Annotated in this window: 17 protein-coding genes and 1 tRNA gene; 2 read left to right on the top strand and 16 right to left on the bottom strand. The window is 71.9% G+C overall.

Translation table 11 applies throughout. The features are described from left to right. Positions 1-137: 137 nt before the first annotated feature. A complete protein-coding gene (locus OCU29_RS18960) occupies positions 138-614 on the bottom strand; it encodes an SRPBCC family protein (protein ID WP_261821145.1) in 477 nt (158 codons plus the stop codon). A gap of 73 nt (positions 615-687) precedes the next feature. On the opposite strand from OCU29_RS18960, the gene OCU29_RS18965 reads away from it, so the two are divergent. Further along, positions 688-1,149, top strand: coding sequence for an isoprenylcysteine carboxylmethyltransferase family protein (locus OCU29_RS18965; RefSeq protein WP_261821146.1), 462 nt, complete (start codon positions 688-690; stop codon positions 1,147-1,149). Positions 1,150-1,170: 21 nt separating this feature from the next. On the opposite strand, the gene OCU29_RS18970 is transcribed toward OCU29_RS18965, so the two are convergent. The 3 genes from OCU29_RS18970 to OCU29_RS18980 form a co-directional block, all read right to left on the bottom strand. Further along, positions 1,171-1,773, bottom strand: coding sequence for a hypothetical protein (locus OCU29_RS18970; RefSeq protein ID WP_261821147.1), 603 nt, complete (start codon positions 1,771-1,773; stop codon positions 1,171-1,173). A 74-nt stretch (positions 1,774-1,847) separates the two neighbouring features. Beyond that, positions 1,848-2,486 carry a hypothetical protein gene (locus OCU29_RS18975; RefSeq protein ID WP_261821148.1) on the bottom strand — a complete coding sequence of 213 codons (639 nt, stop codon included), beginning with the start codon at positions 2,484-2,486 and terminating at the stop codon, positions 1,848-1,850. A 104-nt stretch (positions 2,487-2,590) separates the two neighbouring features. Beyond that, on the bottom strand, positions 2,591-3,226 hold the full coding sequence (locus OCU29_RS18980; RefSeq protein WP_261821149.1) for a TetR/AcrR family transcriptional regulator: 636 nt from the start codon (positions 3,224-3,226) through the stop codon (positions 2,591-2,593). A 316-nt stretch (positions 3,227-3,542) separates the two neighbouring features. Here OCU29_RS18980 and OCU29_RS18985 point away from each other — a divergent pair, with 316 nt between their 5' ends. Further along, a complete protein-coding gene (locus OCU29_RS18985; protein WP_261821150.1) occupies positions 3,543-4,955 on the top strand; it encodes an MFS transporter in 1,413 nt (470 codons plus the stop codon). A 122-nt stretch (positions 4,956-5,077) separates the two neighbouring features. On the opposite strand, the gene OCU29_RS18990 is transcribed toward OCU29_RS18985, so the two are convergent. From OCU29_RS18990 to cmk, 12 genes are all read right to left on the bottom strand, one after another. Next, on the bottom strand, positions 5,078-5,953 hold the full coding sequence (locus tag OCU29_RS18990; protein ID WP_261821151.1) for an alpha/beta fold hydrolase: 876 nt from the start codon (positions 5,951-5,953) through the stop codon (positions 5,078-5,080). Between the two features lie 4 nt (positions 5,954-5,957). Then, on the bottom strand, positions 5,958-7,121 hold the full coding sequence (locus OCU29_RS18995) for an acyl-CoA dehydrogenase family protein (RefSeq protein ID WP_261821152.1): 1,164 nt from the start codon (positions 7,119-7,121) through the stop codon (positions 5,958-5,960). Next, on the bottom strand, positions 7,118-8,278 hold the full coding sequence (locus OCU29_RS19000) for a thiolase family protein (protein WP_261821153.1): 1,161 nt from the start codon (positions 8,276-8,278) through the stop codon (positions 7,118-7,120). Before OCU29_RS19000 ends, OCU29_RS18995 begins: the two co-directional genes overlap by 4 nt. Next, positions 8,278-8,685: a Zn-ribbon domain-containing OB-fold protein gene (locus tag OCU29_RS19005; RefSeq protein WP_179616463.1), complete on the bottom strand. Its 408-nt coding sequence runs from the start codon at positions 8,683-8,685 to the stop codon at positions 8,278-8,280. The genes OCU29_RS19000 and OCU29_RS19005 overlap by 1 nt, the downstream gene beginning before the upstream one ends. After that, the gene (locus OCU29_RS19010; protein WP_261821154.1) at positions 8,682-10,235 is read right to left on the bottom strand and encodes a class I adenylate-forming enzyme family protein; all 1,554 of its coding nucleotides are present in this window, start codon (positions 10,233-10,235) and stop codon (positions 8,682-8,684) included. The genes OCU29_RS19005 and OCU29_RS19010 overlap by 4 nt, the downstream gene beginning before the upstream one ends. Positions 10,236-10,251: 16 nt before the next feature. Continuing rightward, a complete protein-coding gene (locus tag OCU29_RS19015; RefSeq protein ID WP_261821155.1) occupies positions 10,252-11,142 on the bottom strand; it encodes an SDR family NAD(P)-dependent oxidoreductase in 891 nt (296 codons plus the stop codon). A 1-nt stretch (position 11,143) separates the two neighbouring features. After that, positions 11,144-11,905 (bottom strand): crotonase/enoyl-CoA hydratase family protein, encoded by a 762-nt coding sequence (locus tag OCU29_RS19020; RefSeq protein ID WP_261821156.1) that lies wholly within the window; start codon positions 11,903-11,905, stop codon positions 11,144-11,146. Positions 11,906-12,134: 229 nt separating this feature from the next. Continuing rightward, positions 12,135-13,385 carry an HNH endonuclease signature motif containing protein gene (locus tag OCU29_RS19025; protein ID WP_261821157.1) on the bottom strand — a complete coding sequence of 417 codons (1,251 nt, stop codon included), beginning with the start codon at positions 13,383-13,385 and terminating at the stop codon, positions 12,135-12,137. Positions 13,386-13,559: 174 nt separating this feature from the next. Then, positions 13,560-13,633: transfer RNA gene (locus OCU29_RS19030), tRNA-Pro, on the bottom strand. Positions 13,634-13,731: 98 nt separating this feature from the next. Then, the gene (gene der / locus OCU29_RS19035) at positions 13,732-15,096 is read right to left on the bottom strand and encodes a ribosome biogenesis GTPase Der (RefSeq protein ID WP_261821158.1); all 1,365 of its coding nucleotides are present in this window, start codon (positions 15,094-15,096) and stop codon (positions 13,732-13,734) included. Next, positions 15,093-15,872: a 1-acyl-sn-glycerol-3-phosphate acyltransferase gene (locus OCU29_RS19040; protein ID WP_261821159.1), complete on the bottom strand. Its 780-nt coding sequence runs from the start codon at positions 15,870-15,872 to the stop codon at positions 15,093-15,095. The genes der and OCU29_RS19040 overlap by 4 nt, the downstream gene beginning before the upstream one ends. Beyond that, positions 15,869-16,582 carry a (d)CMP kinase gene (gene cmk, locus OCU29_RS19045; protein ID WP_261821160.1) on the bottom strand — a complete coding sequence of 238 codons (714 nt, stop codon included), beginning with the start codon at positions 16,580-16,582 and terminating at the stop codon, positions 15,869-15,871. Before cmk ends, OCU29_RS19040 begins: the two co-directional genes overlap by 4 nt. Positions 16,583-16,590 lie beyond the last annotated feature (8 nt).

Consider the following 16,590-nt stretch of genomic DNA (forward strand, 5'->3'; position numbering starts at 1 on the left):
GGAGGTCGATGAAGAGCCGCCGCGTCAGCAGCTCACCCTCGATCGTCCCTCTGCGCACGGGTGGCCGAACCCGGTCCTCACGCGGTTCATTCCCCGCCGGGGGTGGATGTGCCGCAGGGCACACTGCCGCGTGAGTGTCAGCTGCCGTCGGCGATCCGCTTGATCGCCGCCAGCGTGCGCGGGATGCCGTCGAGCGCCTGCTGGGTGCGGTCGTCGATCTGGGCAGCGGCGTCGTCGCCGAACTTCTCCTCGAACATGGCGATCCCGCCGGGCAGGAACTCCCACGACTCGGTGAGCCTCGTGCCCTCGCCGGACGGCTCCATGGTGAAGCCCCACCGCACGAACCCGTCGCCCACGACCCACGCGAACTCGCGCCCGCGCTCGGCCGCGACCACCCGCGACCGGGTCTCCCAGGTGCGGTGCGGCAGCTCGTTGCGGCCGGTGAACCAGGCCCCGACCTGACCGGCCTGCGACTCGTCGTCCCACCAGCACGTCGCGCAGACGGGGCTCCACTCGCCGGTGCGGGTGATGTCGGAGACGAGGTCGTAGACCGCCGGCGGCGACGCGTCGATCTCGATCGACTCCTGGTGGGTGCGGGGGCTGGTGGTGTCCATGCCTCCACCTTCACAGACGAGACGTCGTTCCGTCGCCGTTGCCTGGTGCACGGGACCGTGCCAGCATCGACCGATGGACCTGAGCACGAGGATCCCCCCGCCGGCGTACGCCGCCGCGGCCGTCACGGCCCAGGGCCTGCTGGCCCGCGAGAAGAGGCCGACACGGTGGTCGGGACTGCTGGGTGGCGCCCTGGCCGCCGGTTCGCTCGGCGTCGCGATGTCGGCCACCAGGCTGTTCCACCGGCACGGCACCACCGAGCTGCCGTTCCACCCCGAGCAGGCGAGGGTCCTGGTCACCGACGGCCCCTTCTCCCGCACCCGCAACCCCATGTACGTCGGCCTCACGGGCATGCTGGTCGGCCACGCCCTCGCCCGCCGCTCGCCGGCGGCGCTGCTGCCGGTCGCCGCGTTCGTGACCGTCGTCGACCGGCTGCAGATCGCCGCCGAGGAGGCGGCCCTGAGCGCGAAGTTCGGCGCCGGGTACGACGCCTACCGGGCCAGGGTCCCCCGCTGGCTCGGGCCGGTCGGCGCCTGAGGCTCCTCGTCCTCCCCCGGGTCAACGCGCGCTGGCGAACCAGGGCCGGTGCAGGTCGAGGTACCTCGTGTCCCGCACGTGCGCCATCGCCTCGGCGAACTCCCCCAGCTCGGGCGGCAGGTCCTTCTGCTCGCCGGCCCGGGCCTCCTCCTCGGTGCGGAAGCACACGGTCTCGACGAACCAGCCGTCGGGCTCGATGGCCAGCGTCCCGCCGATGATGTCCGGGCGCGTCTCGTGCAGGGCGTCCATCGGCTGCTGCATCACGTGCCGGAGCCGCTCGGGGTCGTCGATGCGTCCCTGGATGACCTGGACGAAGCCGGCGTCGTCGGAACCGCCGTCCATGAACAGCATCGCGTCGTCGCAGTCGTGGACGCTGACCTCGCCGTCGATGCAGCCCTGCATGCGCTGCCACCACTCGCCCTGTTCGGGCCGCGCCGAGTTGCGCTCCGCAGCCTCGCGCGACCCGAAGCGCACGACCGCCACGGCCTCGCCCTCGTCGGTGACCCCGTAGGTCCCGCCGAGCCAGCCCTCGGCGCTCCGCCCCAGGGTCTCGGTCCACTCCTCCGTGAGCTGGCGCAACCGATCGGGATCGTTGCACCGCCCCTGGATGACCTGGATGAACATGTCTCCTCCCCTCTCCAGAGCCCACCCCGCCCGGAGCGGGCACCCATCGACGTTACGCCTGCACCGGGGCGCTGTCACCGGATGAGGAGGCCTATCGGCAGGCCGTACGCCGCAGCGAGCAGCAGGCCCAGCACCGCCGCGAGGTGCCAGCGCACACCCGTCGCGAGCCGCGCGACGACGGCCAGGAGGGCGACCACCCACAGCACCCCTGCGAGCTGGTAGGCCGCAGCGAACCCGGCGCCCTCGCCGGTCAACCAGCCGAGCGCCTCGTCGGGCGTCACCAGGCCGACCAGCACGAGCACGGCCACCACCGCCTCCACCAGCATGGTGGTGAGCGCGAAGGGGACCGTCGTGGCCAGGCTGACCTGCGCGAACACCCCGGGGAAGCCGGCCGCCTCCGATCCGCTCCGGTCGGAGACCCCTGCCAGCAGCCAGGCGAGAGCGGCGGTCATGGCCAGGAACAGCGGCCCCTGGTACCAGATCTGGTAGGCGTACTGCTCCTCCACCGTGAGCGGCAGGACGGACGGGGCCGCGGCGGGGTAGTCGCGCAGCAGGAACACCAGCAGGATCAGCGTGTAGGTGCCCAGGACGAGCGCGAGGGCCGCCAACCCGGTGCGCAGCGGCGCACCGCTGTGCCCGGCGCTCGCGAGCCCCTCGACCGGTCGCGCCACCACCGACCACCACTGTCGCCGGAGGCCCAGGGCGTCACCCATGGCGAGCTCCTCGTCCGTCGGCCTCACCCGTCCGTACTGCTCCCACCCCACAGGCGCCAGCCGAACGGGGGAAGGGGCGAAGGTCCTTGACGAGGGACGGCGCCTCAGGCGCCGGGCAGCACGAACATCTCCCGGATGAGACGCTTGGCGAGCTGGCCACTGCGCTCGAGATCCATCGTGTCCGGGTCGGCCAGGTGCTGGACCAGGACTCCTCGGAGCAGCGCCTCCACCATCCTGCCGGCATCCTCGGCCGTGTAGCCGCGCAGGTCGAAGTCCCCGGCCTCGACGCCCTCGCGCACCCAGCCGGCCACCAGCGACCGGAACAGCGCGTTGTTCGCGGCGACGGCCTCGCGCAGCTCCGGCGTCGAGGTCGTGGACTCGACGATGATGACGTACATGGCGCGCGACAGGTTCGTGTAGTCACGTCCGCCGCTCAGGTACTGGTCGACGAAGTAGTCGAGCACCTCGATCCCGTGCAGGTCGGGGATGGCCGTCAGGGCCCCCCGCAGTCGGTCCTGGATGCTGCGGACCACCTCGACCATGCACTGGTCCTTGGTGCCGAAGTGGTGCGAGACGAGCCCTCGGCTCAGCTGCGCCACCCGGCCGATCTCCGACATCGTGGTCTTCGCGTACCCGCGGGTCCCGAGCAGCTCGATGGCGGCGCTGACGAGCTTCTCGCGGGACTCCGCGGTCCTGTCGGCCTGGCTGCGGCGCGCGACGCCGTTCGGACTCGGGGACATGGCGGGACTATAGGCCGCACCACCCCTCCCCGCCGGAGCGGCCCGCTCGCCGCGGTCCGCCTGGGACTGGGGCGCTCCCCCGGACGGTCGCCAACCCCGCGAACAGTCCTGGACAAGTTACTTGTCATCCAGCCAACTTGTGGTTAGCGTCACGCGCACCTCGTGACACAGGTCACGGTCGCGTCCGCGTCCCAGCGCACGACGCGTCACCTCGAGACTGGAAAGAGACGTCGTGAACTCAACTCACACTCCCCTGGCGAAGGCGGAGGGGCACCCACCCCGCCCGTCGGCACCGAACAAGGCGGTGATCCTCGCGGTGGCGACCCTGCTGATCTTCACCCTCGACGCGGAGGCGTTCGCCCTGATCCCGATCCTGGCCGACCTGGTGGTGCACTACGGGCTCAGCCCCGTCCAGCTGACCTGGACGCTGGCGGTGATGGGTCTCGTCGGAGCGGGGACGATCCCGATCCTGGCGCGGGTCGGCGACCTCTTCGGCATCCGGCGGGTCATGATCATCTCGTCCGGCATCGCTGCCACGGGTGCGGTGCTCGCCGCCCTGGCCGACGGCGCCACGCTGCTGATCATCGGGCGCGCCATGACCGCCGTCGGCGCAGCCTGCCTCCCGCTGCTCTACGCCTACATGCGCAGCTTCAGCGACAGCAACGACAGCGTCGACTTCGCCGCGGGCTTCATGACCGCCGTCATCGGCGCCGGACTGGTCGTGTCGTTCCTGCTCGGCGGGTTCGTCATCAAGGTCGGCGGCACGGCGCAGACGGTCCTGGCGATCATCGCCGCCCTCGCCGTCCTCGGGTTCGTCCTGCTGTGGCTGCTGCCCGAGGTCAGCACGCGGGTCGTCTCGTCGATCGACTACGTCGGCGCCGGCCTGCTCGTCGCCGCGCTCACCGCGCTCACGCTGGGGCTCAGCCAGGGCAACCGTTGGGAGTGGACGTCCGGCCGTGTCGTCGCGCTGCTCGTCCTCGGCGTTGCTGGGCTGCTGCTCTGGGTCGCGTGGGAGCTGCGGGCAACGAACCCGATCATCGACCTGCGCGTGCTCGGGCGCCGCGAGGTGTGGCCCGCCTGTGTCGTGGCCGCGTTCGGCTCCTTCCTGGCAGGCAGCTTCGTCCTGACCGCCAGCCAGTACATGGCCACCCCTGAGGTGGTCGGGTACGGCTTCGGCATGACCTCGTTCTCGATCGGTCTGTACTTCCTGCCGCTCGGCATCATCATCGGCTTCGGCGGCCTGACCCTGCGCCCCCTGCTCACCCGCCTCGGCCTGCGCGACACCGCGGTCCTCGGCGGCGTGATCTCGACCATCGGCTTCATCTGGTTCACGCTGGACGAGACGCCGTCACGGACGGACTACCTGCTCATCATGGTCGTGTGGGCGTTCTCCTACCTGCTGATGGTGACCGCCGCGGCCGCCGCCTACATGCGAGCCTCCCGCCCCGGCGAGGAGGGCATGGTCGCCGGCGGGGCACGCGTCGTGGCGACCGGACTGGGTGCACTCGGGCCGGCGATCGTCTCGGCCATCCTGACGTCGTCCTTCATCCCCCAGACCGCGGTGCCCCAGGGCACCAACTACAACGGCATCTGGCTCTTCATCGCCGTCTGCACCGGGCTCGTCACCGTCACGGCCATGCTCATCCGCCCCTCGGAGACCCGGTCCGACCTGGCTCCCAACACGGTCCTGGCCGACGAGGGCGACTCCGCGGCCCTGTCGGTCCCGTAGTCGGCGCCGACCGGCCGCAGCCTCTCGAGGCAGCCCCGTGGTCCCCTGCCGCCACCGAGCCCCCCGCCGGTGGTGGCGGGGGGCTCGGTGGCGGTGGAGGCGCCCGGCAGTCTGCTGCCGGGTCACAGCTCGACCAGGAACTCCTCGAGCGAGGCCGCGAAGACGTCGTTGTCGTCGCCGGTCACCATGTGACCGGCACCCGCCACGTCCGCGACCCGTGCCTGCGGAATGAGGGTCCGCAGGAGGTCGACCCCGTCCTCGGTGGCGATGTCGGACGCCGTCCCGCGCACCAGCAGCGTCGGACGGGTGATGCGGCCGGCGGCTCGCTCCAGCGGCTCCTGCAGGTCCTGGGGCGTCGCGCCGGGTCGGCTGGAGAAGAAGGCCGGGTCCCAGTGCCAGTACCAGCGACCGTTGTCCCGCCGGCGCAGGTTCTTGCGCAACCCGTCCAGGTTGCCAGGGTTCTTGCGGTGCGGGTTGTACGCCGAGACGGCCCGGCCGACGGCCTCGAGGTCCTCGAAGCCGTCGGGGGCCGCCGTGACGAACCGGTGGATCCGCTCGATGCCGGCGACCTCGACCTTGGGTGTCACGTCGACGAGGACGAGCGCGTCGGCGAGGTCCGGGTCCGCCGCGAGCGCCATCATGCTCGACGCTCCGCCCATCGAGGCGCCCACGAGGACCACCCGGTCCCGGCCCGTCCTGAGGCGCGCCTGCCTCACCACGTGTGCCACGTCGACAGCCAGGTCCTCGAACTCGTAGCGGCCGTCGCTCGACCAGTCGCTGTCGCCGTGGCCGCGCGCGTCGAAGGTCACGACCGTGGAGCCCCCGTCGGCCAGACGCTCGGCGGTGCGTCGCCAGGAGTGCCGGGTCTGTCCGCCTCCGTGCGCGAGGACCACCAGCGGCCTGCCGGCGTCCGACGTCAGCCACAGCTGGCCCGCGAGCCGCCCGACCTCGCCGTCGAAGGTGACCTCGCTCCCCCGGGTCCCCACCGGTCTGCTCACGGCGTCACCGGCTCGCCGCGCGGGCGGCGATGTCGCGTCCGATGATGTCCTTCATGATCTCGTTCGTCCCGCCGTAGATGGGCTGGATGCGCGCATCCGCGTAGGAGCGGGCGATCGGGTACTCACGCATGTACCCGTAGCCGCCGTGCAGCTGCAGGCACCGGTCGACGACCCGCTGGTGGAGGTCGCTGATCCAGTACTTGACCTTCGCGGCGTCGACAGCGGTGAGCTCCCCGGCGTTGAGCAGGCCGATCGCGCGGTCGAGCAGCGACGTGGCGGCGTCCACGTCGGTCTCGATCTCCGCCAGGGTGAACCGGGTCGCCTGGAAGTCGCCGATGGGCCGCCCGAACGCCGACCTCTCGAAGCAGTACCTCCGGGTCCAGTCCAGGGCGGCGGCCGATGCTGCTGCCGAGGTCGCCGCGATCGACATGCGCTCGCGGGGAAGCCGCTCCATGACGTGCGCAAGACCACGGCCCTCGATCCCGAGCAGGTCCTCGTCTCGCAGCGCCACATCGTCGAAGACCAGCTCGGCCGTGTCGTTCGCCCGCAGTCCCAGCTTGTCCAGCTTCCTGCCGCGCCCGAAGCCCGGCCGATCGGCGGGCACGACGAAGAGCGCGTAGGCACCGGCGTCGACGGCCGGCTCGACCCGAGCCAGCACCACGACCACGTCCGCCAGGTAGCCGTTCGTGATGAACGTCTTCGCGCCGTCCAGCCTCCACCCGCTTCCGGAGCGGCGTGCGGTGGTGCGGATCCCCCGCAGGTCGCTGCCAGCGCCCGGCTCGGTCAGCGCCAGGGCGCCGATCGCCTCCCCGCGGCACAGCTGCGGCAACCACGTCGTGCGCTGCTCGTCGGTGCCGAGGTCCACCAGGTAGGGCATGACCAGGTCGTCCTGGACGCTGAGGCTCGCGTTGAAGGAGTTGGCGCCGATCGCGCACAGCTCCTCGATCAGGACCGTCCGGTAGCGGAAGTCGGCGACCCCGCCGCCGCCCAGCTCCTCGGGGACGGCCACCCCGAGCAGCCCGAGCCGACCGGCCGCCGTCCAGGCGGCGCGGTCGATGATCCCGTCCTCCTCCCACTGCTCCCAGTGGGGTGCGACCGCCGTGCGGACGAAGCCGGCGGCGCTGGCGCGGAAGTCCTCGTGCTCCTGCTCGTAGAGGTCGCGCTTCATGCCTGCGGCTCCGACGCCTGGAGGATGTGGACGGCGCAGACCGCGCCCAGACCCACCATGTGGGCCAGGCCCGTGCGCGCCCCTTCGTGCTGGCGCGCCCCGGCCTCGCCGCGGATCTGCATGGTGATCTCGCCGACCTGACCGACCCCGGTCGGACCGATCGGGTGTCCCGACCCGAGCAGGCCGCCCGAGGTGCTGACCGCGACGCGCCCGCCGCGGTCGAAGTGGCCGGCCTCGAGCGCGGCGGCAGCCTTGCCCTCGCCGACCAGACCCATCGCCTCGACGTACTGCAGCTCCTCGATCGTGAACGCGTCGTGCAGCTCCACGAGGTCCAGGTCGTCGGGACCCACCCCGGCCTGCTCGTAGGCCAGCTCGGTGGTCACCCGCGTGAGCTCGGCGTCGAAGCTCTTCGCGCCGTAGAGCTCCTCGCTCCTCAGCACCGAGGCCACCACGCGCACGCAGCGGGCGCGGTCGAGCCCCAGCTCGTCGATGGCGTCCTCGGAGACGACGATCACCGCGGCCGCTCCCTCACCCACGGGACAGCACTGGAGCCTCGTCAGGTCCCCGGCCAGCGCCGGTCCGGCCAGCACCTCCTCGAGGGTGCGGGCCCGGGGCCGCTGGGCGTTCGGGTTGAGCGCCGCGTTCTGGTAGTTCTTCACCGCGACCGCGGCCAGCTGCTCGGGTGTCGCACCGTAGGTGTGCATGTACTCCGCGGCCAGAAGAGCGAAGTGCGCCATCGGGGGCACGTACTTCTCGGCCAGGCTCGGCACCCCGGTGGGGCTGGGCACCCGGCCGGGACCGGTCATCTTGTCGACGCCCAGCACCAGCGACACGTCGCTCGTGCCCGCGGCGACGTCGTGGCAGGCCAGCCGGAAGGCCGTCGACCCGGAGGCGGAGGCGTTCTCGACCTGGACCATCGGCAGCCCCGTCGCCCCGAGGTGCTTGTACAGGGGGCGTCCCGCGGCCATCCCGAGCATGGCGGTCGCGGTGTAGGCACTGTCGACGTGGCGCCACTCGAGACCGGAGTCGCCGAGCGCCTCGCGCACCGCCGTGAGTCCGAGCTGCACGTACGGCGTGCGGCTCGGCTTCTGGTAGGGGTGCCAGCCGACGCCTGCGACGTAGACCGGTCGGTGGTCGCGCAGGGTCTTCTTCCTCATCAGGCGTTCTCCTCGTGCATGCGGGCGAAGCGGAGCTCGGCGACGGGGCCCGCGGCCTCCTCGCGACCGACGGTCACCGCACGCACGCGGTCCCCGATCGCGACCTCCGCCTCGCCGGTGACCACCGAACGGACGAGCGGCCCCTCGTCGAGGACGATCGACGCGAGCCGGTACGGCGTCTCGACCGACGGGTCGGGGTGGACGTTGACCTGGACCACGGAGGTGACGGTGCCGGTACCGGCCAGGGCCACCCGCTCCACGCTGTCGCCGTGGTCGCCGGTGGACTCGGAGCCGTGCTCCTGGAACGGGTAGGAGACCGCTCCGCTGGAGTCGCGCAGCCCGAACAGCGTCGGGGCGCCGTCGTCGTCGACCTCGTACAGGCTCGGTTCGGCCGCCGTCGGGCTCATGCCGAGACCCCTGATGTGCTGGCCCCGCGCTCGCGGAGCACCCGCTTGAGGACCTTGCCCATCGAGTTCATCGGGAGCTCGTCGACGAACTCGACCGCGCGCGGCCACTTGTACTTCGCGAGCTTGCCCTCGCAGAAGGCGAGGACCTCGTCGGTGGTCAGGCTCGCGCCGGGGACCGTCTGCACGAAGGCCAGGGGCTGCTCCCCGTGGTCGGGATCGGGGACGCCGATCACCGCGACGTGCGCGACCGAGGGATGCGTCCCGATCACGGCCTCGCTCTCGGCCGGGTAGATGTTCACGCCACCGGCGATGATCATGTCCGAGAGCCGGTCGTAGATGAAGAGCACCCCGTCCTCGTCGAGGTGTCCCACGTCGCCCGTGCGGTAGAAGCCGTGCTCGGTGAGCTTGTCCGGGCCGAGCGGTCCCCTGCCGATGTAGCCGGGGATGATGTTGGGGGTCCGGACGGTGATCTCGCCGGTCTGGCCCGGGCCCAGGACGTTCCCCTCCTCGTCGAGGATCTGCACCTCGACGTGGCGGAAGGGCACACCCGTGGCGGTCGGCTTCCGGCTCAGCAGCTCCGGGGTGGCGCCGGCGATCATCCCGGCCTCGGTGGCGCCGTAGATCTCGAAGATCACGTCACCGAAGAGACGTGCCGCGTCCTGCTTCAGCTCGCTGCTGAAGGGCGCCGCCCCGCCGAGGATGAAGCGCAGCGAGTCCAGGTCGTACTGTGCCAGGACTCCGGCGGGCAGTCGCAGCACCCGCTGCAGCATCGTCGGCACCGCGATCCAGTTGGTGATCCGGTGACGCTCGATCAGGCGCAGGACGTCCTCGGCGTCGAAGCGGCGCTGGAAGACGACCTGGTTGCCGGTCGCCAGGGCGAACTCCGAGTAGGAGGGTCCGGCTCCGTGGTGCATCGGGAGGTTGATGAGGGTCGCGCCACCCGGGCCGCCGGCCGCGCCGTCGAACATCACCGACATGGCGTACTCGAGACGGACGGCGTCGTCGACCTCGTTGATGTACTCGCCCATCGGAGCGCCCTTGGGTGCGCCGGTGGTCCCCGAGGAGTAGATGACGATCTTGGCCAGGCGGAGCGCCGGGCGGTCCTCCTCGGCGCCGGCCTCGATCAGGTCGGAGAGCAGCTCGGTGCCGGGCGAGTCGACGTCGACCGAGACCACGACCTTCAGCCCCAGGTCGGCCCAGGCGTCGACGAGCTCGGCCGGGTCGACGTCGTCGATGATGGCCGCGGTGACCTCGCAGTCGCTGGCGATGTAGAGGGCTTCCGGCGGCGAGAGCCGGTAGTTGACGGCGACGATCGCCGCGTCGAGCTTGGACAGTGCCAGGGAGATGACCAGCCACTCCAGGCGCGTGTGCAGGCGCACCGCCACCCGGTCGCCGGCCTGCACCCCGCGGCGTGCGAGCGAGGAGGCGAGGCGGTCGGCCTGTCGGTTCCACTCCCGCCACGTGAGGGTGCGCTCACCCTCGTGGGCGGCGATGGCGTCCAGGTCGTCGCGCGGGGCGTAGGCCGGGGACGGGGTCAGTTCGATAGACATGTGGTGCTCCTCGTTCTCAGGAGAGTCCGCCGCGGGAACCGCCGCTGACAGGGATGACCTGGCCGGTCACGAAGTCGGACAGGGGGGAAGCGAGCCAGAGGATCGAGTCGGCGGCTTCCTGGATGGTTCCGGTCCGCCCGAGCAGGGAGCCCTGGACCGGCCTCGGCGCGAACAGGTCGCGCTCCTCCTCGGGGTCGAACCCCATGGCGCGCAGGGTCTTGTCGGGGACGCCGATGGGGATCTCGCGACCGTCGACGGTGATCTTCTGCTGCGCGGACTGGGGTGCCCCGAACCGGGTCTGGATCACGCCGAACGCCACGGCGTTGACGTTGACGTTGGAGGGGCCCCACTCGGCGGCCAACGTCTTGGTGAGGCCGACGAGGCCCGCCTTCGCGGCCGCGTAGTTGCCGGCTCCGGGGTTGCCGAAGCTCGCGGCGAGGGAGGTCACGTTCACCACCTTGCGGTGCCGGGTCACGCCCTCCTTCGCCTCCGCTCGCCCGGCGTCGCGGAAGTACGGCGCCGCGGCGCGCAGGATCCGGAACGGCACCAGCAGGTGGATGTCGAGCATCGCCTGGAACTGCTCGTCGGTCATGCGGTGGATCGGGGCGTCCCAGAAGTAGCCCGCGCTGTTGACGATGATGTCGATGCCGCCCCCGCTGGCGGCCTGCGCGACGAGCTCGTCGGGCACGGCGGGGTCGGTCAGGTCGGCGGCGAACGTGGTGGCGCCGTTCCCGATCTCGGCGGCCACCTCCTTCGCCAGGTCCGCGTCGATGTCGACGACGACGACACGAGCACCGTTGGCGGCGAGCGCCTCGGCCGTCGCGCGGCCGATGCCGTTGCCGGCACCGGTCACGATGGCGACCTTGCCGTCGAGCATCGAGCTGGTCAGGGTGGGGTTGGTCAGCATGTCAGCGGCCTTTCCATTGGGGGGCGCGCTTCTCGATGAACGCGCTGATTCCTTCGTTCTTGTCCTCGGAGTCGAGCACCGCCTGCGCGAACTCCATCTGCTTGTGCCAGGCGTCCTCGTCAGCCCACTCGAAGCTGTGCCGGACGATCGCCTTGCTGGCCCGCACGGCCACGGGCCCGGCAGCGACGATGTCTGCCGCGAGCTCGAGGGCGGCCTCGACCGCCTGACCGACCGGCACGAGCCGGTTGACCAGTCCCATTCGGTGGAACTCCGAGGCAGGCATCGGCTTGCCGGTCAGCGCGAGCTCCATGGCGACGTTGAAGGGGATCTTGCGGGGCAGCCGGAACAGCCCGCCGCCGATCGCGACCAGCGCCTTGGCCGCCTCCGGGATGCCCATGCGCGTCGCCTCGGTGGCGACGACCAGGTCGCACGCCAGGCACAGCTCCATCCCGCCGGCGAGGGCGTCCCCCTCGACCGCGGCGATGAGCGGCTTCGCCGGCGGCTGGCCCATCACGCCGAAGCCACCACGACGCTCGCTCGCGCCCATGTCACCGACAGCGGCGGCCTTCAGGTCCTGACCGGCCGAGAAGGTCGGACCCGCGCCGGTGATGACGGCGACTCGCAGCGAGTCGTCGGCGTCGTACTCGTCGATGACGGCCTCGAGGGCCCGCGCGGTCGCTCCGTCGAACGCGTTGCGGCGGTGCTCCCGGTTGATGGTGATCAACAGCGCCTGTCCGTCGAGCCTGCGCTCGGTGAGGATCACGTCCCCTGGGTCGTCAGTCATTGCGGTCCTGTCTGCTCGGGCTCCGGTAGTGGTCGCGGTCACACGGAGTGACCACGCTCACCGTACTTACTTACTGGACAGCAGGCAAGTAAGTTGCAGAGACGGTGAGACGACCCATCCATCCGGAGCCGCAGCGTCCGCGCCCGGCCGGTGGACCTGGTCCTGTCGGCGGGATCGCGCGCCGGTCAGCCGTCGCCCACGGACGGGCTCAGGCGGTGAGGACCCAGTGGCCTGGTGATTCCAGGACCCAGGTGGGTTCGGGTGGGAGGAGGCCGGGTGGGTCGGGGGCGCGGGAGTGGGTGGTCTGGCCGGCGGGTGAGGTGATCTCGACGTCGTGGGGGTCGAGGTCGTAGTGGTGGAGCACTCTGTGGTGCCAGCCGGGTTCTTCCTTGAGCTGGTTGCAGGCTGCGCAGAGGCCTTGGCCGTTGAGGGTGCTGGTGGGGCCGCCGGCGTGGTCGGGGGTGATGTGGTCGTGGTGGCGGATGGGGGCGTTGCACCACGGGGTGCGGCAGGTGCGGTCGCGCAGGGTGATGAACTGGCGCAGCAGTCCGTCGAAGGTCCGGCTGGTGGATTCCATGGCGACGAGCTGGTCGGTGTCGGCGAAGAGGCGGCGTACCCGGGTGCCCATCTCGGGGGCGCAGGCCAGGAGGTTGCGGGCCACGGAGGCGGGGATGGGTCCGCCGGCGCCGCCGTACATCGGGACGACCTCGGCCGGCTCGTCGCCGTCGCCGAGGAGTGCTTCGGCGGAGATCACGATGTTGAGGGCGATGGGGGTGTGGGTGGCGGTGATCTGGCCGGTCAGGCGGGCCACGAACAGGTCGGCGACGATCTGGGCGTGGGAGCGGTCCTCGTCGGGTTGGGCCTTGAGCTGGGTGGCGCGTTGGTGCAGGGACTGCATGACCGCGGCCGCTTGGACATCCGAGATGACGGCGGTGATCTGGGCGGTGCCGTCCTCGCGTCGCTGGTAGGTGAGGTGGCGGTTGCGGTGGGCGCGTTCGCGGCGCCGGGCGGCGGCGTGGTCGTCGAGGCGGATCGCGATCCGCTGGGCGGCGAGGCGGAGTGCCCGGTCCCCGAGCGGTGTCCCGGTGGCGAGGAGCTCACCGAGGGCGGTGTCGAAGGCTGGACGCAGCGCGGAGTGGACGTGGTCGGCCTCGGTGGCGAGGATCTCGGCGCGGTGCTCGTTGATCAGCCCGTCGTCGAGGGCGGCGAGGACGTGGGGCAGGTCGTCGACCAGGGTGCAGGCCATCGCGCGCAGCCGGGCACCGCGGTGCGGTGACTCGTGGCGCGCGAGCGCGACCTGCGCACCCACCGACCGATCCGAGGCACCGGCCTGGAGGTCGTCGAGGTGCGCGGTCAACCGCACCTGGCGTGCGGCGAGGTGGGCCTTGATGGACTCGAGCTCCTCCAGCATCGCGACACACTCACCCGCGGTGGCGGGGAGGGCGTCGCTCGAGGTCATGTCTTCGACCCTAGACGCGACCACCGACAACGACGCCCAGCCTCGGCGCCGGTCCGCTGGACCTAGGTGCAGCGCACACCCGGCGCCGGCCGTTCGGCGGCGCCGGCGCGGCTGGCTGACGAGAGAACGGCGCCCGGGTGGCGGTTCCGCCACTCAGACGCCGTTCTCGTTCGGTCGGGCTGACAGGATTTGAACCTGCGACCCCTTGACCCCCAGTCAAGTGCGCTACCAAGCTGCGCCACAGCCCGAACTGCGCGATCCGCTGCACTGCAGCGCCTCGCGACGCGTGAACACTACAACAGCCCCACCCGAGGTCCGGCATCGGCACCCCGGGCGGGTCGGCGGCTCAGCGCTTGCGCTTCTCGCGCACCCGCTGGTTGATCACGATCGGGGTGCCGACGAAGCCGAACTCCTCGCGCAGGCGCCGCTCGATGTAGCGCTCGTAGCCGTCGTCGAGCTTGCCCGAGGTGAACAGCACGAAGGTCGGCGGGGCCGTCGAGGGCTGGGTGCCGAAGAGGATCTTGGGCTGCTTGCCGCTGCGCACCGGGTGCGGGTGCTCGGCGACCAGGCGTCCCAGGAACGCGTTCAGAGCACCGGTCGGCACGCGGGTCTCCCAGCCGTTCAGCGCCTTGTCGAGCGCCGGTACGAGCCGGTCGACGTGCCAGCCGGTGCGGGCGGTGACGTTGATGCGCGGCGCCCACTGCACCTGCACCAGCTCGCGCTCGATCTCGCGCTCGAGGTAGTGGCGGCGCTCCTCGTCGACGAGGTCCCACTTGTTGAAGGCGATGACCAGCGCACGGCCGGCCTCACGGACCGTCTGGAGGATCCGCACGTCCTGCTCGGAGATCGACAGGCCGGCGTCGAGCACCAGCACCGCCACCTCGGCACGGTCGATGGCGATCGAGGTGCGCAGGGAGGCGTAGTACTCGTGGCCCGAGGCCTCCTTGACCCGCTTGCGGATCCCCGCGGTGTCGATGAAGCGCCAGTCGCGCCCGCCGAGCGAGATCAGCTCGTCGACCGGGTCGACGGTGGTGCCGGCGACGTTGTCGACGACCACGCGCTCCTCCCCCGCCAACCGGTTGAGCAGCGAGGACTTGCCGACGTTGGGCTTGCCGACGATCGCGATGCGGCGCGGCCCACCGACCTCGGCGTCGCGCTCGGGCGGGGGCTCGGGCAGGGCGGCCAGCACGGCGTCGAGCAGGTCGCCCGACCCGCGCCCGTGCAGCGCCGAGACCACGAACGGCTCGCCGAGACCGAGGTTCCACAGCCCGTAGGCCTCGGCCTCGGTGCGCTCGTCGTCGACCTTGTTGGCCGCCAGCACGACGGGCTTGCCCGACTTGCGCAGGATCCGCACCACGGCCTCGTCGGCGTCGGTGATGCCGACGGTCGCGTCGACCACGAAGAGCACCGCGTCGGCCAGCGAGATGGCGATCTCGGCCTGGGCCGCGATCCGCTCGGCCAGGCCGCGCGCGTCAGGGTCCCAGCCGCCGGTGTCGACGACGGTGAAGGCCCGGCCGTTCCAGTGCGCGTCGTACGACACGCGGTCACGGGTGACGCCGGGGACGTCCTCGACGACCGCCTCGCGCCGGCCGATGAACCGGTTCACCAGCGTCGACTTGCCCACGTTGGGCCGGCCGATGATCGCCAGGACGGGCAGGGGGCCGTCGACGAGCGGGCCCTCGGTGGGGGTGTCGTCGGCGTGCTCGGTCATGGTGCTCCTAGATCGGTGACCCCGGTGGCGGGGTCGGGTTCGAGGTCTCCTGCGGGCAGGGGGCCCGGCAGCTCGCGGCCCGTGAGGGCCAGCGCGGCGTCCAGCTCGCGCGTCATGTGCTCCCACAACAACTGTGAGGTGGCCTCCACTTGTTCCTTCGTGCGCGGGAAGGCCACGGAGTCGATGGTGACGGGTCGACCGAAGACGACGTGCATCGGCGCGCCCCGGGCCGGCAGCGAGCTGCTGCGCCCGCCGGGCTCACGGGTGCCCAGGAACGAGACCGGCACCACCGTCGCCCCCGCCGCCAGCGCGAAGTACGCCGCCCCGCGGTGGAAGCGCTGCAGGTCCCCGGGGCCGCGTCGTCCCTCGGGGAAGATCCCGATCACGCCGTCGTCGCGCAGCACCCGCAGGCAGCTGCGGGCCGCGGCCACGTCGGTGCGGAAGCGGTCGAGCGGCAGCTGCCCGGAGTAGTGCAGGAAGCGCCCCAGCCGCCCGACGAACATCTCCGACTTGGTCAGCGCGTGCACCGGCCGCGGCGCGTAGATCGCCAGCAGCGGGCCGTCGATGACGCCGATGTGGTTGGCCGCCAGCACCACCGGACCCTGCGCTGGCACGTGCTCGGCGCCCAGCACCTCGACCCGGTAGCGCCGCCGGATCAGCCAGCGGGCCAGCGGCCGCAGCCCGTGGAGCATCAGCCGGGGCGGGTGCGGCACCTCGGCGGTGCGCGGCAGGTCGTGGTGCGTGCTGCGCGAGCGGGGCGCCTGCGCGGCGCTCACGCGTGCGCCTCCACCGCCTCGACGAGACCGACGACCAGGTCGACGACCTCCTCGAGCGTGTACGGCGTGGTGTCGAGGTGCACCGCGCCCTCGGCCATCGTGAGCGGCGAGACCGCCCGCCCGGAGTCGATCTCGTCGCGTCCGCGCAGCGACTTCTCGACGGCTGCCACGTCGGTGCCGCCCTCCTCCGCCGCGCGCCGCCGCGCCCGCGCGGCGGGGTCGGCGGTCAGGTAGAGCTTGACGGGCGCCTCGGGGGCGACCACCGAGCCGATGTCACGGCCCTCGACGACGATGCCGGCGCCCTCGAGCGCCGCGGCGATCTCGGCGCGCTGCAGCTCCACCAGGCGGGTGCGCACCTCGGGCACCGTGGAGACCGGCGAGACCGAGCCGGTGACCTGCTCGGTGCGGATCGCGGCGCCGACGTCGTGGCCGTCCACGCGGATGGTCGGGCCGGCCGGGTCGGTGCCGGAGTCGATGACCGGTTCGCCGCTGCGGGCGGCGACCGCGGCCGGGTCGTGCACGTCGACGCCCTGCTCGAGCATCCACCAGGTCATCGCGCGGTACATCGCCCCGGTGTCGAGGTAGCGCAGCCCCAGCCGGACGGCCACGCCGCGGCAGGTGCTGGACTTCCCGGAGCCGGAGGTGCCGTCGACGGCCACCACGATGCCGGTCGTGCGCGTCGGGTCGGGGTCGGAGGGCTTGGTGCTCACGGGCCCGC

Source organism: Nocardioides sp. OK12 (genome assembly GCF_024341885.1).
GTDB classification, from domain to species: Bacteria; Actinomycetota; Actinomycetes; order Propionibacteriales; family Nocardioidaceae; genus Nocardioides; species Nocardioides marinisabuli.